Below are 21,441 nucleotides of genomic sequence, written 5' to 3' on the forward strand. Positions count from 1 at the left end.
TCGGGAGGCAGGTCGCACATGGCCGGCCCGGGCAGGATCGCGCGGAAGGTGGTCTCGGCGGTCCTGATCGTCCTCGCCTGCATCCTGGTCCCCGTCTCGGTACTGACCGTCTGGGTGCACAACATCGCCCTCGACACGGACCGCTACGTCGAGACGGTGGGGCCGCTCGCCTCCGACCCCGCGATCGAGGCGGCCGCGACCAACCGGATCGTCCAGGCCGTCGACGTCCGCTTCGACGGCAAGCAGATCACGGCCGACGTCGCGGCCTGGCTGCAGTCGCAGGGTCTGCCGCCGCGCGCCGCCCAGGCGGTGAAGGGACTGGCCCCCCAGCTGGACTCGGCCGTGAGCAGCGCCACGCGGAAGGTGGCGACGCGCTTCGTCGAGAGCGACAGGTTCGAGAACGTGTGGACCACCGCCAACCGGGCCGCCCATGCGGCCGTGGTGCACGCCCTGACCGGAGAGGGACGCGGGGCGATCGGCGTCAAGGAAGGCACCGTCACCCTCGATGTCGGCGCCGCCGTCGACCGGGTCAAGGAGGACCTCGTCGACGCCGGTGTGGCACCGGCCGAGAAGATCCCGGAAATCAACAAGCAGATGGTGCTCTTCCAGTCCGACAAGCTGGAACGCATGCAGAGCGCCGCGCACGCCCTCGACGTGGTCGGCAACTGGCTGCCGGTGCTGACCGTGGTGATCGCGGCAGCGGGCGTCCTCCTCGCATATCGCCGCAGACGCGCTCTGGCGAAGACCGCCCTGGGCGCCGCGTTCGCCTGCCTGATCGTCGCCATCGGCCTGGTCGTCGCACGCCGCTACTACCTGGACCACCTGCCCCCGCAGGTGCAGTCGGAGGCGGCCGCCGCAGCGATCTTCGACCAACTCCTGCGCTTCCTGCGGGTCTCGCTGCGCACGGTGATCGTGCTCGGTGTGGTCGTCGCTCTCGGCGCGTACCTCGTCGGGCCGGGCAGATGGCCGCGCGCCGTACGGTCCACGTCCGACCGCACCGCGGACTCCGTGGCCCGATGGGCGGACACCCACGGCGTCCACACCGGCCGTGTGGGTACGTGGACGGCGGACTACCGGCGCTGGCTCACGATCGGCGTCCTCCTGGTACTGGCCCTGCTGTTCGCCCTGTGGAACTACCCCACGGTCCTGACGATCCTGCTGCTGGTCCTCATCTTCCTCGCGGTCCTGGCCGTGATCGCCCTGCTGGCGGCGACGGGCCGCAGAACCCAGGCAACGGCGCCTCAAGAACCTGCGGCCCCAGGATCCGACCAGTGATGCCGGGCTCTCGGAATTCACGTGCTGCGCCGACTGCCACCTCGGTAGCGTCGTGCCGGTGGTGAGCGAAGACGTTGTGCAGGATCACCCCCATCGACGGATCGTGCGGATCGGCGACACCGTCCGAAGGCCGGTCCAGCCGTGGACGGCAACGGTCCATGCGCTCCTTCGGCATCTGGAATCGGTGGGCTTCCCTTACGCGCCCCGGGTGTTGGGCATCGACGAGGACGGCCGCGAGGTCCTGAGCTTCATCGAAGGCGAGTCCGGACCGGCGGGCTGGGCCAAGGTGGTGGACGACCGGGGTCTGACCGCCTTCGCCCGGCTGCTGCGGGACTACCACGACGCGACCGCCGGCTTCTCGACGCCGGACGGGGCGGCCTGGGCCGCCGCCGGAGGTGGCGCACCCGTCGACGGCGAGGTGATCTGCCACGGAGACTTCGGCCCTTGGAACGTGGTGTGGCAGGGTCACCGGCCCGTGGGGATCATCGACTGGGACTTCGCCCGCCCGGCCGCGCGGCTGCACGATGTGTCCTATGCACTCGAGTACGTCGCGCCGTTCCGCGACGATCCCGAGTGCCTCCGCTGGCTGCGCTTCCCGGCACCGCCCGACCGTCGCCGGCGGCTGGAGCTGTTCTGCGCCGCGTACGGGCTCTCGTCGGCGTCCGGCATGGTCGATGCCGTCATCACCCGGCAGCAGGAGAACATCGAACTCGTCCGCCACCTGGCCGGCGAAGGCCACGAACCCCAGGCCACCTGGGTCGCCGAGGGCCTGCTCCAGGAACTCGACGCCAGGGTCACCTGGAGCCGTGCGAACCGCTCGCTGTTCACCTGACATCAGCCGGTCGCCGAGCCGCCCGGAAATGACCGAGGGGCCGTTTCAGATTGCTCTGAAACGGCCCCTCGACCTGCGACTCTTTCGAGTCGGGACGACAGGATTTGAACCTGCGACCCCTTGACCCCCAGTCAAGTGCGCTACCAAGCTGCGCCACGTCCCGATACCCGTCTGACCTGGGGTTTCCCCCGGCCGTACGCGCAGAAGAACAATACCGCACTTCCCCGGGTGCTCACGAACCGCTTTCCGCGGGTTGACCTCGAGCTTGCTTGAGGTTGCACGGTGGGCTGCATGACGACGCACACGACGCATACGACGACGACGGACGACCTCGAACGGCTGATGGCGCTCATGACCGGCGACGAGAAGCACTCGACCGCCGCCACCTCCACGCTCGACGCGCTCTGGGTGCTCTACGACCGGGTGCTGCGGGTGGGGCCCGAGACGGTGGACGAGCCGGGGCGGGACCGGTTCCTGCTGTCCAAGGGGCACGGGCCCATGGCGTACTACGCCGTGCTCGCCGCGCGCGGCTTCGTGCCCGAGGCGTGGCTGCCGGGCTTCGGCTCGTACGACTCCCCGCTCGGCCACCACCCCGACCGCACGCTGATCCCCGGGGTCGAGATCGGCAGCGGCTCGCTCGGGCACGGGCTTCCGCTGGCCGTGGGGACCGTGCTGGGGCTGCGGGCGCAGGGGCTCACGGATCCGCGGGTGTGGGTGCTGATCGGAGACGCCGAGCTCGACGAGGGCAGCAACCACGAGGCCCTCGCCTACGCCGGGCCCGCCGGTCTGGAGCAGCTGCACACGCTGGTGATCGACAACAGCTCGGCGACCCACGGCTGGCCCGGCGGGATCGCCTCGCGGTTCGAGGCGGCCGGCTGGTCCGCCGAGACCGTCGACGGCCGCGATCACGAGGCCCTGTACGCCGCCTTCACCGCCCCGCACCCGGGGCGTCCGCGGGCGGTCGTCGCCCGTGTCGAGCCGAAGAACTGACCCCCGCCCCCCACAGGCCCAAGGACCAAGGACTGCCATGGACACGATGCGCGACCGTTTCATCTCCACCACCTCCCGGCTCCTCGACCAGGACCCGCGCCTGGCCGTGGTGCTCGCCGAGATCAGCGCGGCCGGCTTCCAGCCTGCGGCCCGCCGGCACCCCGACCGGGTGCTCAACGTCGGCATCCGCGAGCAGCTGCTGATCGGCGCGGGGGCCGGGATGGCGCTCACCGGGCTGAGGCCCGTGATGCACACCTTCGCCAGTTTCCTCGTCGAGCGGCCGTTCGAGCAGATCAAGCTGGACTTCGACCACCAGGGCGTGCACGGCGTGCTGGTCAGCGCCGCCGCCTCGTACGACTGGCCGGCCGGCGGCTACACCCACATGGCGCCCGGCGACGTCGCCCTGCTCGACACGCTCGACGGCTGGACCGTGCACGTTCCGGGGCACCCGGACGAGGCCGAGGCCCTGCTGCGGCGGGCCGTGGCGGCAGACGACTCCGTGTACGTACGGCTCTCCGAGCAGTCCAACGCGGAACCGCGGCCGGTCACCGGCGAGGGGTTCCTGCGGCTGCGCGAGGGGCGCGGCGGCGTCGTGGTCGCCGTGGGCCCGCTGCTCGACAACGTGCTGGCCGCGACCGAGGGCCTCGACGTGACCGTGCTGTACGCGACGACCGTCCGCCCCTTCGACGGCGCGGCTCTGCGCCGGGCCGTCGCGGACGGGGCGCGGGCGGACGTGGTGCTGGTGGAGCCGTACCTGGCGGGGACCTCGACGGGCGCCGCGAACGACGCCCTCGCCGAGGTGCCGCACCGGGTGCTGGGGCTCGGCGTGTCCCGCGGCGAGCTGCGCAGGTACGGGCAGATCCCGGAGCACGTGGCCGCGCACGGACTCGACCCGGCGGGCCTGCGGGGCCGGATCGCCGAGTTCCTGGCGTGACGCGGACCGCCGTCACTCCCCCGGCGGCGTGCCCAGGTCCGGGTGTTCGCCGGCCAGGCGGCGAGGGGCCGCCTGCCGCCAGGAGTCGGCGAGGATGGCGTGGAGTTCCTCGTCGTCGTCCAGGGCGGCGAGGCGGACCCGCATCCAGGCGTAGCCGTCGTCGTGGCCTTCGCGGAGGAAGAACTTCTCCGGTTCGGAGGCGATGAGTTCGGCGCGGTCCTCCTGGGGGCACTTGACGCCCATCACCCGGTCGTCGTCGTCCAGCGAGGCGAAGATCTTGCCGGCGGCGCCGACCCGGAAGGTGGGCATCCCCCAGGCGAGCTTCTCCACCGCCTCGGGCAGCGAGAGCGCGATTCTGCGGACATCGTCGGCTGTGGCCATGGTCCGACCGTACTCCCGGACACCCCCGGCGCCCCTCGACTGGCCGGAACCGAACCCTCCGGTCCGGTCGTCGAGGGGCGCCGGTCGAGGCATGCATTCCACTTGTTCCCGCTGTTTGCGGGGGCATCGCCCACACCGGGCGCAAAACCCCGCCCGCGAAGGCCAACACGCCTAGAACGCCCGGAACATGGACACATGCAAACGCGGTCGCCCCGGGTTTCGGACAACTTGCTCGCGGCTGTTGATCGGGCTCACAAAGATCAACACCATGGAGTGTCGGCCGCGCTACCGCCCGGACGGATTCCGCAGGAGGGGCTCGATCTCGAGATGGACGGCTACTTCACCAGTCATGCACATGACCGGCTCCGGGAGACAGTCCGCTCCTTCGCCGAACGGGAAGTACGGCCGCGCATCCCGGAGATGGAGGCCGGCCGCACCGTCCACCGGCAGCTCTCCCGGCTGATCGCCGAACAGGGCTGGCTGGGCGCGACCGTGAGCCGCGAGTACGGCGGCATGGGCGCCGGACACCTCGCCAAGACCGTGATCATCGAGGAGCTGTCCCGGGTCAGCGGGGCGATGGGCGCCATGGTGCAGGCCTCGCAGCTCGGCACGGCGAAGATCGTCCACTTCGGCAGCGACGAGCAGCGCAAGGCCTGGCTCCCGGCCGTCGCGGCCGGCGACTGCCTGCCGACCATCGCCGTCACCGAGCCCGAGTCCGGCGGCCATGTCCTCGGCATGACGGCCAGCGCGGTCCGCGACGGCGACGACTACGTCCTCAACGGCCGCAAGGTGTACGTCGGCAACAGCCACGTCGGCGATCTGCACGGCGTCGTGGTCCGCACCGGCCCCGGCTCCAAGGGGCTCACCGCGTTACTCGTGGAGTCCGACCGCCCCGGCTTCCGCACCGGCCCCCAGCAGCCCGCGATGGGCCTGCACGGCTTCAGCTTCGGGGAGCTGATCTTCGAGGACTGCCGGGTCCCCGCCGCCAACCGGCTCGGCGAGGAGGGCGACGGCCTGGCCGTCGCGTACTCCTCCAGCGTGCTGTACGGGCGGGCCAACCTCACCGCCGTCTCGCTCGGCATCCACCAGGCGATCCTGGAGGAGACCACCCGCTTCGCCTCCGAGCGCGTCCGCTACGGCAGGCCGCTGCACGAACTGCCGTCCGTGAAGCTCAAGCTGGGCCAGATCCAGTCACGGCTGATGACCGCGCGCCTGGCCGCGTACCACGCCGTCCACCTGCTCGACCAGGGACTCGACTGCGACGCCGAACTGATGAACGCGAAGCTGGTCAACGTCGAGTCGGCCCTCGACTCCGGGCGCAACGCCATGGAGATCCACGCCGCCGCGGGCCTGTTCACCGACCGGCCGATCGAGCGCTATCTCCGGGACGCGCACCACATGTTCGCCCCGGCCGGCACCTCCGACGTCCAGCTGCTGCGGCTCGCCGAGGTCGCCCTCGGCACCGCCAAGGGCAGCTGGTCGGAGCAACTCGCGGACCTCGTCCGCCGGGAGCCCGTACCGGCGGTGTGAGCCGGCCGGGTCCCCGGACGCCGGGTCTCCCCGGTCGCGGGGGCAGCCCTTCCTCAGATCAGGCCGTCCTCGCGGCGGTGGATCTGGTCCACCAGCTCCGCCGCCATCGCCTTGATGGTCTCGAGTCCGGCCCGTCCCCACGGCCGCGGCTCGGTGTCGACCACGCAGATCGTGCCCAGGGCCACGCCGGTGCGGTCGATCAGCGGCGCCCCCAGGTAGGAGCGGATGCCGATCTCGTCCACCACCGGGTTGCCGGCGAACCGCGGATAGTCGCAGACGTCCTCCAGGACCAGCGCCTTGCGCCGCACCACCACGTGCGGGCAGTAGCCGTGGTCGCGGTCCATGTACCGGCTGACCGCCCCCGCCCCGGCCGCGGCGGCGCCCAGGTCGGCGCCCGGACGCACGCCGTCCGGGGTGTGCAGTCCGGCGAAGAACTGCCGGTGCTCGTCGATGAAGTTGACCATCGTGTACGGCGCGCCGGTCACCTCCGCGAGCCGGTCGGCGAACTCGTCGAACACGGGGTCCGGCCGCTCCCCGACGCCCAGTTGGCGCAGCCGCCGCACCCGGAGCGGGGCCTCCCTGTCGACGGGGGTCAGCAGGAGGTGGCCGGTCGGGTCGTAGCTCATGAGGGCGCTCCGTAGCTCGGCGTCGGGGCCGGGGTGGTGGTGAGCAGGTGCTGGACGAGGGTGAGCAGGGTCTTGATGCCGGAGCTGGAGATCCGGGCGTCGCAGAGCACGACGGGCACCTCGGGCTTCAGGTCGAGCGCGCCGCGGATCTCGTCGGGCTCGTAGCGGTACGCGCCGTCGAACTCGTTGACCGCCACGACGAAGGAGATCCCCCGCCGTTCGAAGAAGTCCACGGCGGAGAAGCACTCCTCCAGGCGGCGGGTGTCGGCGAGGACCACCGCGCCGAGCGCGCCTTCGGAGAGCTCGTCCCACATGAACCAGAAGCGTTCCTGGCCGGGCGTGCCGAACAGGTACAGCACGTGCCGGGCGTCCAGGGTGATGCGGCCGAAGTCCATGGCGACGGTGGTGGTGGTCTTGGACTCGATACCGACCAGGCTGTCGGTGGCCGCGCTGACCTGGGTCAGCAGTTCCTCGGTGCTGAGCGGCTCGATCTCGCTGACCGCGCCCACGAAGGTCGTCTTGCCCACCCCGAAGCCGCCCGCCACCAGGATCTTCAGGGCGGTGGGGAACTCGTCGCGGGCGGGCGGGGCGCCGTGGCGCTCAGAGCCGTCGTCGTAGGCCATCGAGCACTGCCTCCAGCAGGGAACGGTCGGTCGGTTGGGCGTGGAAGCGGGGCGCGCGGGCGGTGATCGCCCCGCAGTCCACGAGATCGGACAGCAGGATCTTGGTGACGACGGCGGGCAGCCGTAAGTGCGCCGCGATCTCCGCCACCGAGGTGGGCCCCTCGCACAGCCCCAGGGCGAGGGAGTGCTCGGGGCCCATGTGCGGCTGCGGGGCCGAACCGGTGGCCATCACCATCGACAGCAGGTCGAGTGCGGTGCTGGGCTCGGTCCGGCCGCCGCTGACGGTGTACGGCCGGATGAGCCGGCCGGCCGCGTCGTCGAGCCAGGGCCCGTCCTGAGCGGCGGACGGCACGCTCACTGCGCGAGGCCGCCGGGCGCGGCCGCGGTCTGCCGGGCGGGTGTGACCAGGTACGGCCGCACGCTCTTGACCAGCATCGCCATCTCGTAGCCGAGGACGGCGGCGTCCGCCTCGCGCCCGGCGAGGACGGCGAGGCAGGTGCCGGAGCCGGCGGTGGACACGAACAGCAGGGTGGAGTCGAGCTCGACGACGACCTGGCGGACCTCGCCGCCGTCGCCGAACCGGGCCCCGGCGCTGCGGCCGAGCGAGTACAGGCCGGAGGCGAGGGCGGCCATGTGGTCGGCGGCGTCGGCGTCCAGGCCGTGCACCGATTTCACCAGGCCGTCGGAGGAGAGCAGGACGGCGTTGCGGGTGTAGGGGACCCGCTGGACCAGTCCGCTGAGGAGCCAGTCGAGGTCCGAGGAATGGCCGTTCGGCGCATTGCTCGCCATGGTGCATCTACTCCTTGTCCAGGTGCGGGGGTGCCGGCTGGGCCTCGGCGAGGCCGATGCCCCGCTGGAAGGCCGCCATCAGACCGGGGTCGTGCAGGGGCTGCTCCTCGTCGCGGCGGATCGCGGGTTCGTCGCGCAGCTGCGGGACGAGGTGTTCCTGGGCGCGGCGCCTGGGGAGCCGGGGACGGTCCGGCTCCCGCGTGGGGGCGGCGGCGCGGTACAGCTGGAGCGGTACGCCGGAGGGCGCGGGGACGTACGCGGGCGGCTGCTCGGCGGGCGCGGCCGGGTACGCGGCCGGGGCGGCGGGCCCCGGCCCGGGGGCGGGGGCAGCCGGGGCGGCGTGGGGCCGGGCGGCCGGGGCGGGTACGGCCTGTGCCGGTACGGGCGCCGGCATCGGCGCCGCGACCTGGGCGGGCGGGGCCGCGGGAGCCTCGTACGGGGCCGCGGCCTGGGCCGCCGCCGGGACCGCGCGCTGCGGCGCGTGCCCCGCCGCACCGCCCTGCTCCTGGCCGAGCAGGCCCTGCGGCAGGACCAGCACGGCCTGGACGCCGCCGTAGATGTTGGACTGAAGGCGTACGGCGATGCCGTGCCGGCGGGCCAGCGCGGAGACCACGAAGAGCCCGATGCGGCCGTCCTGCAGCAGGTGCGCCACGTTGACCTGGTCGGGGTCGGCGAGCAGCGCGTTCATCTTGTTCTGCTCGGCGACGGGCATGCCCAGGCCCCGGTCCTCGACCTCGATGGCGAGCCCGGCGGTGACCCGCTGGGCGCGCAGCAGCACGGTGGTGTGCGGCGCGGAGAACACCGTGGCGTTCTCGACGAGTTCGGCGAGCAGGTGGATGACGTCGGCGACGGCGTGGCCGCGCAGCGTGCCCTCGATCGGCGGCACCAGCTTCACCCGCGGGTACTGCTCGACCTCGGCGATCGAGGAGCGCAGGACCTCGGTCATGGTGACCGGGTTGGACCACTGGCGCCGGGAGATCGCGCCGCCGAGCACGGCGAGGTTCTCGGCATGGCGGCGGATGCGGGTGGCGAGGTGGTCGACGTGGAACAGGCCCTTGAGCAGTTCGGGGTCCTCGACCTCGTTCTCCAGCTCGTCGAGCAGCTGGATCTCGCGGTGCACGAGGGACTGCAGCCGGCGGGCGAGGTTCACGAAGACCTCGACCTTCTGCTCGTCGCCCACGCTGCTGGAGAGTTTGGCGGCCTCGACGACGGCGGAGAGGGCCGCCTCGTGGGAACGGTTCAGCTCCTCGCCGAGCTGGTCGAAGGCGTCGCCGCCGACGGGGCCGCGCAGGACGGCGGGGCGGTCCGGGGGGCCTTCGCCGCGGCGGAGCGCGTCGACGACGGTGAGCAGTTCGCTCCGGCCCTGGGCGGCGGTGCGGCGCAGGGTCTCGGTGCGGGCGAGCACGGTCCGGGCGACGCGCCCGGCGCCGAGGACGGCGGCCGTGACGGCGGCCACGGCGAGCGCCGCCGATCCGGCGAGCGCGGCCCAGAGGGCGGGCGAGGGGGCGGTGCCGGTGGAGCGCAGGGTGAACAGCACGGCGGCGGCGCCGCCGAGTGCGACCGCGACGGCCGGCAGCACGGAGGTCCGCAGGAGCAGGGGGCGTAACCGGGCGTCGGCTAAGGGTTGCGCGGGCCCGGGGCGGCCGGTGACGGCGGGGCGGGCGCCCGGTCGGCCGTGCCGTCCGCCCTCGCGGCGGTCAGACCGCGCGGCAGGTGGGCGAAGGTGAGACATGGGTGTCCTCAGGGGGCAGCGGTTGGCTGCGGGATGCGGGTGCGACGGGGGGTGCGAGAGGGCGTGCGATGAGACTTTCGAGGAGGCTTTCGATGATCATCGGGGACACACTGTAATCGTCAAACGTTCATGTGCGGTGCGCAGTTGGCAAACTCGTCACACCGAGCATTCCACTCTGCTAGCAGCTCATGCACGGATCCCCGGACCTGGTCGGCCGAAAATCGCCGTCGGCCCGTCGAGTGGCGGGTGCGGAACCGGACTTCCGGTGCTCTGGCTGCGGGAACGGCAGGAACCGGAGGGTTCCGGATTGGTCGCGGACAGGCGGGTTGTACCCCTGCGCGAGGCGCTCCGGCCGTGCTTCGGACGCCGTCACCCATACGGCCCAACACTGTCCGAATCCGCGTTCGTACCGGTTGCTAACGGGAACGGCGCCCGGCCCGGCCCGCTCGGGGCCGGTCCGGACGCCGTGTCCGTACGTTCGTGATCAGACCAGGTCGAAGCGGTCCGCCTGCATGACCTTGTCCCACGCGGCGACGAAGTCCCGGACGAACTTCTCCTTCGCGTCGTCGCTCGCGTAGACCTCGGCGAGCGCCCGCAGCTCGGAGTTCGAGCCGAAGACCAGGTCGGCGCGGGTGCCGGTCCACTTGACCTCGCCGGTGGCCGCGTCGCGGCCCTCGAACGTGGTCTGGTCCTCCGACGTGCCCTTCCACACCGTGCCCAGGTCGAGCAGGTTGACGAAGAAGTCGTTGGTGAGGGTGCCGGGGGCGTCGGTGAGCACGCCGTGCGCGGACTGCTGGTGGTTGGCGCCGAGGACGCGCAGACCGCCGACGAGGACGGTCAGCTCGGGGGCGCTCAGGCCGAGCAGGTTCGCCTTGTCGAGGAGCAGGTACTCGGCCGGCAGGCGGTTGCCCTTGCCCAGGTAGTTGCGGAAGCCGTCGGCCTTGGGCTCCAAGGCGGCGAAGGACTCGACGTCCGTCTGCTCCTGGGCGGCGTCGACGCGGCCCGCGGTGAACGGGACCTCCACGTCGTGGCCGGCGTCCTTGGCGGCCTTCTCGACGCCCGCCGCACCGGCGAGGACGATCAGGTCGGCCAGCGAGAGCTGCTTGCCCGACTGCGCCGCGTTGAAGGACTCCTGGATCCGCTCCAGGGTGCGCAGCACGTCCGCCAGCTCGTCGGGCTGGTTGACCTCCCAGCCGCTCTGCGGCTGCAGGCGGATGCGGGCGCCGTTGGCTCCGCCGCGCTTGTCGCTGCCGCGGAAGGAGGAGGCCGAGGCCCAGGCGGTGGAGACCAGCTGGGAGACCGAGAGGCCGGAGGCGAGGACCTGCTCCTTGAGGGAGGCGATGTCCGCCGCGTCGACGAGCTCGCCGGTGCGGGCCGGCAGCGGGTCCTGCCAGAGCAGCGTCTCGGAGGGGACCTCGGCGCCGAGGTAGCGCACGACCGGGCCGAGGTCACGGTGGGTCAGCTTGAACCAGGCGCGGGCGAAGGCGTCCGCGAACTGGTCGGGGTTCTCCAGGAAGCGGCGGGAGATCTGCTCGTAGACCGGGTCGAAGCGGAGCGACAGGTCGGTGGTGAGCATGGTCGGCAGGTGCTTCTTCGAGCCGTCGTAGGCGTCCGGGATGGTCGCCTCGGCGCCCTTCGCCACCCACTGCTGGGCGCCGGCCGGGCTGGTGGTCAGCTCGTACTCGTAGTGGAAGAGGTTCTCGAAGAAGTTGTTGCTCCACTGCGTCGGCGTGGTGGTCCAGGTGACCTCCAGGCCGGACGTGATGGTGTCCGCGCCCTTGCCGCTGTTGAAGCCGCTCTTCCAGCCGAGGCCCTGGTCCTCCATGGTGGCGCCCTCGGGGTCGGCGCCGACGTGGTCCGCGGAGCCGGCGCCGTGCGCCTTGCCGAAGGTGTGGCCGCCGGCGATGAGGGCGACGGTCTCCTCGTCGTTCATCGCCATCCGGCGGAAGGTCTCGCGGATGTCGCGGGCCGCGGCGATCGGGTCCGGGTTGCCGTTGGGGCCCTCGGGGTTGACGTAGATGAGGCCCATCTGGACGGCGCCGAGGGGCTCCTCCAGCTCGCGGTCGCCGGTGTAGCGGCCGTCGCCGAGCCAGGTGGTCTCGGGGCCCCAGTACACGTCCTCGTCCGGCTCCCAGACGTCGGCGCGGCCGCCGGCGAAGCCGAAGGTCTCGAAGCCCATGGTCTCCAGGGCCACGTTGCCGGCGAGGATCATGAGGTCGGCCCAGGAGAGGTTCTGGCCGTACTTCTTCTTCACCGGCCACAGCAGGCGGCGGGCCTTGTCCAGGTTGGCGTTGTCCGGCCAGCTGTTCAGCGGCGCGAAGCGCTGCTGGCCGGCGCCGGCGCCGCCGCGGCCGTCGCTGATCCGGTAGGTGCCGGCGCTGTGCCACGCCATACGGATCATGAACGGGCCGTAGTGGCCGAAGTCGGCCGGCCAGAAGTCCTGTGAGGTGGTGAGCACCTCGGCGATGTCCTGCTTCACGGCGGCCAGGTCCAGGGCCTGGAAGGCCGCGGCGTAGTCGAAGTCCTCACCCAGCGGGTTCGCGACGGCCGGGTTCTTGGCGAGGATCTTGAGGTTGAGCCGGTCCGGCCACCACTGGCGGTTCCCACCGCCCTGAGTGGGGTGCGGGGCGCGGCCGTGGGCGACCGGGCAGCCTCCCTCGGGCTTCGCGTCGACGGCGGGTGCGTCCTGATTCTCAGGCATGGGAATCCTTCCGGATGAGACGGATCACGGTGGCGGTCGCCCTGTCCCTTGGCTGTTGCCGGAATAGATCCTACGATGGACTTTGTCCAAGTCAATGCGAAGACCAGACCCGTACGAATTCATTTGTCGGACGCTGCACAGAGAGTGTCGGACGCTGCACAGTGAGGCTGATGCTCATGAGCGACCTGCTCGAACGGCTGCGCGCCCGTGGCTGGCGGCTGACGGCGCAGCGCCGGGTCGTCGCCGAGGTCCTCGACGGCGACCACGTCCACCTCACGGCGGACGAGGTGCACGCCCGGGCCACCGCGCGGCTGCCGGAGGTCTCGCGCGCCACGGTGTACAACACGCTCGGCGAGCTGGTCACCCTCGGCGAGATCGTCGAGGTCTCCACCGACGGCCGCGCCAAGCGGTACGACCCGAACGCCCACCGCCCCCACCAGCACCTGGTCTGCTCGGGCTGCGGCGCCATCCGCGACGTGCACCCGACGGGCGACCCGCTCGCCGACCTCCCCCCGGCGGAACGATTCGGCTTCGCCGTCGCCACCGCCGAGGTGACGTACCGCGGCCTGTGCCCGCGGTGCGCGGCGACGGGCTGACGCCGGCGCGCCATCAGCGGAACAGCGGGGCGTACATGTGCTGGGCGAGCCGGGTGTCCATCTGCCGGACCGCGGGCAGCGCGGTGCCCGCGGCGACGCTCGCGACGACCAGCAGGGCCGTGACGCCGAAGGGTGCGCCGGCCCCCTGCCCGCCGAGCAGCCACACGACCCCCACCGGGATCAGCGCCACCACGCCCATCAGCAGGGCGGCCGCGAAGCCGATCCGCTTCTGCAGGTACATGAGGTACTCGGCCGTCTGCGCGCCGGGCCGGATGCCGGGGACGAAGCGGCCGCTGCGCTTCAGCGCGTCGGCCGCCTCCACGGCGTCGAGGTCGGTCCCGGCCCGCAGCAGCGCGTGGCCCACGACGAGCAGCACGTACCCGGCGCAGGCCGCCGCGTACCACCCGGAGCCGGGCGCGGCCGGCGCGAGCAGCAGCGAGGCGGGGACCATCATCCCGTAGCCGCCCTGCCCGCCCCGGATCGGAAGGTGGTCCGACTGCCCGGCGCCGAGCGGCGCCCGGCCCACCAGCCTGGGGGCCGCCTGCACCGGGACGCGGCGCACGGCCTGCCGCACGACGAGCACCGCCACGGTCATCGCCACCAGCGCGGCCACCACGACCAGCGGGACGACGGCGTACGCCGAGCCGCCGCCCGCCTCCCGGGCCGCGTCCCGCACCTGCCCCGGGAAGACCGCGGCGAGTTGGGCGAGGAGCAGCACCGACAGGCCCTCGCCGAAGCCGCGGTCCCTGATCCACCCGGCGAGCAGCAGGACCAGCGCGGTCCCGGCGGCCAGGGCGGCGACGACGGCCACCCGGTGGAGCAGCCCGGCGCCGGGCAGCATCCGGTACGTGAGGGCGGCTCCCGCGCCCGCGCTCAGCAGGACGGCCAGGCAGCGGCCGCCGTGCGCGAGCCGGGCGTGCCCCTCCGGGCCGGCCTGCGCCAGCGCCATCAGGCGCGGGACGAGCAGACCGGCCACGGTCATGAGCAGGGTCGCGGCGAGCGCCGGCAGGACGCCGAAGGCGAACACCGAGAGCCTCGGCACCCCTCCCCCGGTGAGCAGTTCGGCGAGCCCCCGCCAGGGGCCCGGCTCCCCGGCGAGGTCCGCCGCCCGGTCGAGGGCCGCGGCGTCGATCCCGGGGAGGGGAAGGTTCTGCCCCAGCCGGAAGAGGACGAGCGCCGCGAGCGTGACGAGCAGTCTTCCGCGCAGATCCGGTACCCGCCACAGGTGTCCGAGCATGACGTGCTCCCCCTCGTCCGGCTCAACCAGTCACCCTTTCAAGGATAGTGACGCTCTCTTAGTCGTCCACGGTTTCCATCACATCGCCCAGATCGACGAACTTGAAGTTCGTCGCGGGGCGTTCGCCGTCGCCGGGGCTGTCGTGACCGTCCTGGACGACGAGCAGGCCGTTCGGGTACCTCGCGCCGAGCGGCGCGTTCAGCGCGGCGGCTCCGTCGCACTCCTCGGAGCCGTCCAGGGCCGGGCCCGCCGCGGCGACCCGGAAGCCGCCCTCGTACTCGTTGTCGTCGGAGAGTTCACGGTCGTACGCAACGAAGGTGTCGTCGCCCTGGCTGGAGGCGAGCAGATAGCCGTCGCCGCCGGGCTCGGTGACGAGGGTGAGGCCCTCGACGTCCGCGCTCAGCTTCGTGCCGCCGAAGCCGGGGTCGGCGCCGAGGGTGCACTCCTCGGTCTCCTCGTCGTACACGCCCGGCACGCCGTACTCGCGGACCCTGTCCATCAGCTTCGGCGTGCCGGTCAGGTCGGCGCGCAGCCGCCAGATGCCGACGTCCTCCTGGCCGGCGTACAGGGTGCCGTTCGCCGGGTCGACGACCATGCCCTCGACCTGCGGCAGTTCGCCGGGCTCGGCGCAGGGCGACCAGGAGCCGCCGTCGGGCATCCGGAAGACGGACGGCAGGTCCAGGGTGCGGAGCTTGCGGTAGGTGACCTTGCCGCCCCGGGCCGGGAGGAGTTCGAGGAGTGCGATATTCGTGCGCTCGCGGCGGGAGACCACCGCGTACGAGCGGCCGGTGGCGCGGTCGGTCCAGGTGGCGAGGCCGTACGCGGTCCGCTGGTCGTTGATCTCGGCCTGGTCCCGGGAGAAGACGGCGGGCGCGGCCGGGTCGGTGACGTCGGTGAGCGGACCGCCGGGGCGGTCGCGGTCGATCCGGTAGAAGCGGAGCCGGTCGTGGCCGCGGTCGCTGGTGACTGCGAGGTCGGCGCGGCCGGTGGTCAGGCGCAGCCCGTGGACGAGGTCCACGTTGTTGAACCGGCCGGGGGCGTCGTCCTCGGCGGCCGGCGGGGGCGCGGCGATCGACTGCACCGGGCGCGCGTCCAGGTCGTACACCCGCAGCCCGCCCTCCTTGGCGGTGGCGACGACCAGACTGCGGCCGGGGTCGGCGGCGTTGCGCCAGATCGCGGGATCGTCCGCGTCGGCGTTGCCGCCCGCGTCGTCGTCGAACAGCACGGGCGTCTCGGCGCGCGGGTGCACGGCGGGCAGGGTGTCGGGGGCGTCCCGGCGGTCGGCCAGGGCCGGTGCGCCGAGGGCGGTGGCCGCGAGGGCCGCGGTCACGACGGGAACGATGAGGCGGGCAACTCTGCGAGTCGTCACGCTGGTTCTCCTCCGTAGGGGGGTGGACGGACCGAGCGTGGGCGTGCGTGGTGTACGGGGGGTGAACTGCCGTATACGGCTGTCGAGTTGATGGGCGATCAACAGAGGGCCGGTCCGACGCTCGTCGCGTCGCACCGGCCCTCGCCGTGCGGGTGTCGGACGGTCAGTCCGTGCCGGACTCCATCGCGGCGCGGTCGAGCGCCTCGTCCTCGGCGGAGACCTCGCCGCGGGAGGCGATGGCCTCGGCGCCGCCCTCCGGCATGGTGCCGATCAGGCCGGTCGCGGCGGCCTGGGCCGCGCCGATGGCGGGGCCGCCGGCGCCGATCAGGCCGAGACCGGCGTACTGCTCCAGCTTGGCGCGCGAGTCGGCGATGTCGAGGTTGCGCATGGTGAGCTGGCCGATCCGGTCCGTCGGACCGAACGCGGAGTCCTCGGTGCGCTCCATGGACAGCTTGTCCGGGTGGTAGCTGAACGCCGGGCCCTGGGTGTCGAGGATCGTGTAGTCGTCGCCGCGCCGCAGCCGCAGGGTGACCTCGCCGGTCACCGCGGCGCCGACCCAGCGCTGCAGCGACTCACGGATCATGAGGGACTGCGGGTCGAGCCAGCGGCCCTCGTACATGAGGCGGCCGAGCCGGCGGCCCTCGTTGTGGTACTGGGCGAGGGTGTCCTCGTTGTGGATCGCGTTGACGAGCCGCTCGTACGCGGCGTGGAGCAGCGCCATGCCGGGGGCCTCGTAGATGCCGCGGCTCTTGGCCTCGATGATCCGGTTCTCGATCTGGTCGGACATGCCCATGCCGTGGCGGCCGCCGATGGCGTTGGCCTCCATCACCAGGTCGACGGCGGAGCCGAACTCCTTGCCGTTGATGGTGACCGGCCGGCCCTGCTCGAAGCCGATGGTGACGTCCTCGGCGGCGATCTCGACCGAGGGGTCCCAGAACTTGACGCCCATGATCGGCTCGACGGTCTCCAGGGAGACGTCGAGGTGCTCCAGGGTCTTCGCCTCGTGGGTGGCGCCCCAGATGTTGGCGTCGGTGGAGTACGCCTTCTCGGCGCTGTCGCGGTACGGCAGGCCGTGCGCGACCAGCCACTCGGACATCTCCTTGCGGCCGCCGAGCTCGGTCACGAAGTGCGCGTCCAGCCAGGGCTTGTAGATCCGCAGGTGCGGGTTGGCCAGCAGGCCGTAGCGGTAGAACCGCTCGATGTCGTTGCCCTTGTAGGTCGAGCCGTCGCCCCAGATCTGGACGTCGTCCTCGAGCATGGCGCGGACCAGCAGGGTGCCGGTGACGGCGCGGCCGAGCGGGGTGGTGTTGAAGTAGGCGCGCCCGCCGGAGCGGATGTGGAATGCCCCGCAGGTGAGCGCGGCCAGGCCCTCCTCGACCAGGGCGGCACGGCAGTCGACCAGGCGGGCGATCTCCGCGCCGTACGTCTTGGCGCGGCCCGGCACCGAGGCGATGTCGGGCTCGTCGTACTGGCCGATGTCGGCGGTGTAGGTGCACGGGACGGCGCCCTTGTCGCGCATCCACGCGACGGCGACCGACGTGTCGAGGCCGCCCGAGAAGGCGATGCCGACGCGCTCGCCGACCGGAAGAGAGGTGAGGACCTTGGACATAGGAAGAGTATGCATGAAGATGCATGACCATGCAATATCGGGCTGTGGCGACCTGCCCGAGGGCCTACGCGGCAGCCTCTCCGGCGATCTGCCCGGCGGTCTGTCCCCGGCGCGCCGCGGACCTGGGGCGGCGATCGTGGCGGCGGGTTCCGTGGAGGGTGAAGGCGGTGTTCACCAGCGCCACGTGGCTGAGGGCCTGCGGGGTGTTGCCGAGCTGGCGGCCGGCGACCGGGTCCCACTCCTCGGAGAGCAGGCCGACGTCGTTGCGGACGGCCAGGACCCGCTCGAAGGCCGCCCGCGCCTCGGCCTCGCGGCCCGCCATGGCCAGCGCGTCGGCGTACCAGAGGGTGCAGGCCAGGAAGGCGCCCTCGCCGCCGGCCAGGCCGTCGACCTCGTGCGCGCCGCAGCCCGGCGCGTCGGCGTACCGCAGCAGGAACCCGTGATGGTCGAGCCGGCTCAGCGCCTCGACGGTGCCGAGCACGCGGGGGTCGTCGGCGGGCAGGAAGCCGAGCCGGGGCATCAGCAGCGCGGTCGCGTCGAGCCGGCTGCTGCCGTAGTACTGGACGAAGGACTGCTGCTCGGCGCTCCACCCGTGGCGCAGGACGTCCTCGCGGACCTCGCGGCGCAGGGTCCGCCACCGGTCGGCGGAGCGGCGCAGCCCGGCGACCCGGGCCAGACGCAGCGCGCGGTCGGCGGCCACCCAGGCCATCACCTTGGAGTGGACGAAGTGACGGCGGGGGCCGCGTACTTCCCAGATCCCCTCGTCGGGTTCGCGCCAGTGCTTCTCCAGGTAGTCCAACAGGGCGGCGACCAGGCTCCATTCGTGCTCTCGGACGGCGATGCCGGACCGCACGGCGGAGTACAGCGTGTTCAGCACCTCGCCGTACACGTCGAGTTGGAACTGGTCGACGGCGGCGTTGCCGAACCGGACCGGGACCGAGCCCTCGTAGCCGGGCAGCCAGTCCGCCTCCGTCTCCGGCAGGCGCCGCTGGCCGGCCAGCCCGTACAGCGTCTGGAGGTCCTCGGGCTCGCCGGCGACCGCACGCTCCAGCCATTCCTTCCAGGCGACCGCCTCGTTCAGGAATCCGCTGCGCAACAGACAGGAGAGGGTGAAGGTCGAGTCCCGCAACCAGCAGAACCGGTAGTCCCAATTGCGTCCGCCCCCGATGAATTCGGGGAGGGACGCCGTCACGGCCGCCACCATTCCGCCGGTCGGTTCGTAGGTGAGCGCCTTGAGGGTGATGAGCGAGCGCATCACCGCATCACGCCAGGGCCCCCGGTACCGGCATTGCGCGGTCCATTCGTGCCAGAATTCCAGGGTGCGGGAAAGAGCGTGTGCGGCGTCGCACCGGGCGGGCGGAACCGCGTGCGAGGGAGTCCAGTCCAGGACGAAGGAGACCGATTCCCCGGCGGCCACGGTGAATTCGGTCGCGGTGCGTTCCTTGGTGATCGAGAGGTCGACGCCGCCGTCCGCGAAGAGGTACGCGGCGTCGGGTCCGGCGACGGCCACGACGGCGCCGCCGTCGGTCCGCCGGGTCCAGGGCACGACACTGCCGTGGTTGAAACGGACCCTCAACTCGCCGCGCATGAGCACCCGTCCGGAGATCCCCCGGACGATGCGGACGATGCGGGGCACGCCCTCGCGGGGCGGCATGAAGTCCGTGACGGCGACCGTGCCGGAGAGCGACTCCCAGACCGATTCGAGGACGAGCGAGTCGCCGCGGTAGGAGCGGCGGTTGCACCGGCCGCCTGCGGCGGGCGCGACGCGCCAGCTGCCGTTGGCCTCGGTGCCGAGCAGAGCGGCGAAACAGGCCGGTGAATCGAACCGGGGTGCGCACCACCAGTCGACGCCGCCGTCCTTTCCCACGAGCGCCGCGGTTTCCAGGTCGCCGATGAGGGCGTAGTCCTCAATTCGCCCTGCCATGAACGGATTGTAATCCCGCGCCGGGGGTACCGCGCAATGGGGAGCCGCTCCGCCTTTCACATAGGTATCCGGAATTCCACAGAGCATTGCATGGAATGCTCATGACCGGCCTTGACGACGCCCCTTCCCCGGACGGATGCTGAATTGCCCTCATGGCCGCGTTCACGACGGCGTGCACGACCGGGGCGAATCACGACTGGGGATGACCCCGATGACCATCGCGACTCCCGGGACCCGACACCCACTGCGCAGATCGACGGACCCCGACCGGCTGCCCACGGTGACCCTGGTCGTACCGCTGCGCCCGGACGACGGCGACGCGGACTGGCTGCTGGGCACCCTGCCGTCCCGCGTGACCGAGGTGATCCTCGGCGGACGCACGGAGCAGGGCGACGCGGAGATCCCGCACGCCGGGCTGCTGGCCGCCACCGGCGACTACATCGTGGTGATGGGCGCGGACGGCAGCATGTCCCCGCGGGAGATCCCGCACTACCTGCACTACCTGGAGAGCGGCTACGACTTCGTCAAGGGCTCGCGCTTCATCGCCGGCGGCGACTTCGCCGACTATCCGCTGCCGCGCCGGCTGGGACACCGCGCGCTGCTGCGGGTGGCGTGCCGGCTGTACGGGCAGCACCTCACCGATCTCTGGTACGGCTTCTGCGCCTTCCGCCGCGGCTTCGTCGAACTGCTCGACCTGCGCCCGGACGGCCACGAACTGGGCGCCGAACTGGTCACCCACGCGCTGCACTACGGACTGCGGATCGCGGAGGTGCCCAGCCGGGAGCTGCCGCGCCGCCGGGGCCCGGCGCACCCGCACACGGTCCGTGACGGGGCGCGGATCCTGGGCACGCTGCTCGACGAGCGCCCGCACAACGTGCTGTCCCGGATCGACGTGCTGTCCCGGCTCGATGTGCGGTCCCGGCTCGATGTGCGGTCCCGGATCGCCCCCGCGGCACGGGCCACCGATTGACTTATCCGATAACTGGTGCTAACCGTGGAATTTAGAGCATTTCGGGCCTTCGGCAGGCCCGGTCGACGGAAGAGGCGACTCGTGTCCCGCTCACACGCCCACCGCGTGACGGTGGCACCCGCACCGCATCCCCTGCGGCGGGTGACCGACTGGCCTGCCGCCGCACCCCGCCGCCGTGACGCGGCCACCGGCTCCGGAGACCGCCGGCGCCGGGCCCGTCGCCGCCCGGGCAGGCGCGCGTCCGACCGGCTGCGCGTCGCCGCCCCGCTCTGCCGCACCGAGGTGCGCGTACCGCGCACCGCCGCGCGCCGCCGTCGCACCCGCTCCGCCGTGCGCCATGCGCACGCGCGACGAGCGGACGACTCCGACGGCCATCCAGCCGATCACTCCCCCGGCGCGACCCGCCGCTCCCTGAGCGCGTCGCGCCGTTGCCGTGCCCGCGCCGCCGGGCTCTCCTCCCGCCCCGTCTCCCACCACTGCGCCCTCGAAGGAGGCGACGCGTGATGGTGTCCGTGCTGCCCTCCCACGCCCCCGGACTCGCACCTGGACCCGCCCCCCTGCGCTCCCGCGAGCGCCTCGCCGCGCCCGCGCCGGAGCCCCTGACCGCCCGGCTCGTCCGGCCCCCGGTCGATCTCGAGGTGATCATCCCGGCGTTCAACGAGCGCCGCCGGCTGCCCTCGACGCTCGGGGCCACCACCGCGTACCTCGCCGCACAGAGCTGGTCGTCGGCGGTGGTCGTGGTCGACAACAACAGCGTGGACGGCACGCTGGAGGCCCTGGAACGCTTCGCGGACTCGCCCGTGGCGGTACATGTCATCGGTTGCTGCGACCAGGGCAAGGGCGCCGCCGTCCGGCGGGGCATCCTGACGTCCGCCGCGCGGTACATCGGCTTCGCCGACGCCGACAACGCCACCCCGATCACCACCCTCGGGCCCGTGATGGAGCTGCTCGAGGAGGGGCACGGCGCCGTGATCGCCTCGCGGGAGACCGAAGGGGCACGCCGGGCGGTCGAGCAGACGGCGCTGCGGCGGGCCGGCGGGTGGATGTTCCGCGCACTCGCGCACCTGACGCTGCCGGACATCGCCGACAGCCAGTGCGGCTTCAAGTTCTTCTCCGGTCCGCTGGCCCGCGAGATCGCCGGGCACTGCCACGTCGACGGCTTCGCCTTCGACGTGGAGCTGCTCGCCCGGGTGCTGCGGGCCGGAGACGACGTCGTCGAGGTGCCGGTCGTCTGGACGGACGTACCGGGCTCGACCTTCTCGGCCGGACGCGACGGTCTGCGTTCCATGGCCGATCTCCTGCGGATCTCGATGGCCAGGTGAG

The 21,441-nt window shown here is 72.5% G+C and carries 20 protein-coding genes and 1 tRNA gene; 9 read left to right on the forward strand and 12 right to left on the reverse strand.

All coding sequences use genetic code 11. The features are described from left to right. Positions 1-18: 18 nt before the first annotated feature. Both ACGFMM_RS32905 and ACGFMM_RS32910 read left to right on the forward strand, forming a co-directional pair. Entirely contained in the window at positions 19-1,275 is a 1,257-nt protein-coding gene (locus ACGFMM_RS32905) for a hypothetical protein (RefSeq protein WP_393650151.1), read from the forward strand. 208 nt (positions 1,276-1,483) lie between these two features. Further along, a complete protein-coding gene (locus ACGFMM_RS32910) occupies positions 1,484-2,107 on the forward strand; it encodes a phosphotransferase (RefSeq protein WP_393650152.1) in 624 nt (207 codons plus the stop codon). Positions 2,108-2,196: 89 nt separating this feature from the next. Here ACGFMM_RS32910 and ACGFMM_RS32915 read toward each other — a convergent pair. After that, positions 2,197-2,270: transfer RNA gene (locus tag ACGFMM_RS32915), tRNA-Pro, on the reverse strand. A 128-nt stretch (positions 2,271-2,398) separates the two neighbouring features. On the opposite strand from ACGFMM_RS32915, the gene ACGFMM_RS32920 reads away from it, so the two are divergent. Together ACGFMM_RS32920 and ACGFMM_RS32925 are read left to right on the forward strand one after the other, a co-directional pair. Then, positions 2,399-3,097, forward strand: a complete 699-nt coding sequence (locus tag ACGFMM_RS32920) for a transketolase (RefSeq protein ID WP_393650153.1) — start codon at positions 2,399-2,401, stop codon at positions 3,095-3,097. A gap of 37 nt (positions 3,098-3,134) precedes the next feature. Then, entirely contained in the window at positions 3,135-4,031 is an 897-nt protein-coding gene (locus tag ACGFMM_RS32925; protein ID WP_393650154.1) for a transketolase family protein, read from the forward strand. Positions 4,032-4,043: 12 nt separating this feature from the next. On the opposite strand, the gene ACGFMM_RS32930 is transcribed toward ACGFMM_RS32925, so the two are convergent. Next, a complete protein-coding gene (locus ACGFMM_RS32930; RefSeq protein ID WP_393650155.1) occupies positions 4,044-4,412 on the reverse strand; it encodes an MmcQ/YjbR family DNA-binding protein in 369 nt (122 codons plus the stop codon). A 327-nt stretch (positions 4,413-4,739) separates the two neighbouring features. On the opposite strand from ACGFMM_RS32930, the gene ACGFMM_RS32935 reads away from it, so the two are divergent. Continuing rightward, entirely contained in the window at positions 4,740-5,942 is a 1,203-nt protein-coding gene (locus ACGFMM_RS32935) for an acyl-CoA dehydrogenase family protein (protein ID WP_393650156.1), read from the forward strand. Between the two features lie 53 nt (positions 5,943-5,995). Here ACGFMM_RS32935 and ACGFMM_RS32940 read toward each other — a convergent pair whose 3' ends face one another. From ACGFMM_RS32940 to katG, 6 genes are all read right to left on the reverse strand, one after another. Beyond that, positions 5,996-6,568, reverse strand: coding sequence for a GAF domain-containing protein (locus ACGFMM_RS32940; protein WP_393650157.1), 573 nt, complete (start codon positions 6,566-6,568; stop codon positions 5,996-5,998). Then, the gene (locus ACGFMM_RS32945; RefSeq protein WP_393650158.1) at positions 6,565-7,191 is read right to left on the reverse strand and encodes an ATP/GTP-binding protein; all 627 of its coding nucleotides are present in this window, start codon (positions 7,189-7,191) and stop codon (positions 6,565-6,567) included. Before ACGFMM_RS32945 ends, ACGFMM_RS32940 begins: the two co-directional genes overlap by 4 nt. Further along, on the reverse strand, positions 7,169-7,543 hold the full coding sequence (locus ACGFMM_RS32950; protein WP_393650184.1) for a DUF742 domain-containing protein: 375 nt from the start codon (positions 7,541-7,543) through the stop codon (positions 7,169-7,171). Before ACGFMM_RS32950 ends, ACGFMM_RS32945 begins: the two co-directional genes overlap by 23 nt. Before the next feature lie 2 nt (positions 7,544-7,545). Further along, positions 7,546-7,980 carry a roadblock/LC7 domain-containing protein gene (locus ACGFMM_RS32955; RefSeq protein ID WP_393650159.1) on the reverse strand — a complete coding sequence of 145 codons (435 nt, stop codon included), beginning with the start codon at positions 7,978-7,980 and terminating at the stop codon, positions 7,546-7,548. A 7-nt stretch (positions 7,981-7,987) separates the two neighbouring features. Then, on the reverse strand, positions 7,988-9,712 hold the full coding sequence (locus ACGFMM_RS32960; RefSeq protein WP_393650160.1) for a sensor histidine kinase: 1,725 nt from the start codon (positions 9,710-9,712) through the stop codon (positions 7,988-7,990). 484 nt (positions 9,713-10,196) lie between these two features. Then, positions 10,197-12,413, reverse strand: coding sequence for a catalase/peroxidase HPI (gene katG / locus ACGFMM_RS32965; RefSeq protein ID WP_393650161.1), 2,217 nt, complete (start codon positions 12,411-12,413; stop codon positions 10,197-10,199). Positions 12,414-12,589: 176 nt separating this feature from the next. Between katG and ACGFMM_RS32970 the strand changes: the two genes are divergently transcribed. After that, entirely contained in the window at positions 12,590-13,009 is a 420-nt protein-coding gene (locus ACGFMM_RS32970; RefSeq protein ID WP_393650162.1) for a Fur family transcriptional regulator, read from the forward strand. 13 nt (positions 13,010-13,022) lie between these two features. On the opposite strand, the gene ACGFMM_RS32975 is transcribed toward ACGFMM_RS32970, so the two are convergent. The 4 genes from ACGFMM_RS32975 to ACGFMM_RS32990 form a co-directional block, all read right to left on the reverse strand. Continuing rightward, positions 13,023-14,246, reverse strand: coding sequence for a hypothetical protein (locus tag ACGFMM_RS32975; protein WP_393650163.1), 1,224 nt, complete (start codon positions 14,244-14,246; stop codon positions 13,023-13,025). Between the two features lie 58 nt (positions 14,247-14,304). After that, complete coding sequence (locus tag ACGFMM_RS32980; protein ID WP_393650164.1) at positions 14,305-15,615, reverse strand: phytase; 1,311 nt, start codon at positions 15,613-15,615, stop codon at positions 14,305-14,307. Between the two features lie 163 nt (positions 15,616-15,778). After that, entirely contained in the window at positions 15,779-17,224 is a 1,446-nt protein-coding gene (gene argG / locus ACGFMM_RS32985; protein ID WP_393650165.1) for an argininosuccinate synthase, read from the reverse strand. 64 nt (positions 17,225-17,288) lie between these two features. Then, complete coding sequence (locus ACGFMM_RS32990; RefSeq protein WP_393650166.1) at positions 17,289-19,148, reverse strand: glycoside hydrolase family 15 protein; 1,860 nt, start codon at positions 19,146-19,148, stop codon at positions 17,289-17,291. A 211-nt stretch (positions 19,149-19,359) separates the two neighbouring features. Here ACGFMM_RS32990 and ACGFMM_RS32995 point away from each other — a divergent pair, with 211 nt between their 5' ends. From ACGFMM_RS32995 to ACGFMM_RS33005, 3 genes are all read left to right on the forward strand, one after another. Next, positions 19,360-20,118, forward strand: a complete 759-nt coding sequence (locus ACGFMM_RS32995; protein ID WP_393650167.1) for a glycosyltransferase — start codon at positions 19,360-19,362, stop codon at positions 20,116-20,118. A gap of 141 nt (positions 20,119-20,259) precedes the next feature. Continuing rightward, positions 20,260-20,622, forward strand: coding sequence for a hypothetical protein (locus ACGFMM_RS33000; protein WP_393650168.1), 363 nt, complete (start codon positions 20,260-20,262; stop codon positions 20,620-20,622). Beyond that, positions 20,622-21,440, forward strand: a complete 819-nt coding sequence (locus tag ACGFMM_RS33005) for a glycosyltransferase (protein WP_393650185.1) — start codon at positions 20,622-20,624, stop codon at positions 21,438-21,440. Before ACGFMM_RS33000 ends, ACGFMM_RS33005 begins: the two co-directional genes overlap by 1 nt. Position 21,441: the final 1 nt, after the last annotated feature.

This window comes from Streptomyces sp. NPDC048604 (assembly GCF_043199435.1).
Taxonomy (GTDB): Bacteria; Actinomycetota; Actinomycetes; order Streptomycetales; family Streptomycetaceae; genus Streptomyces.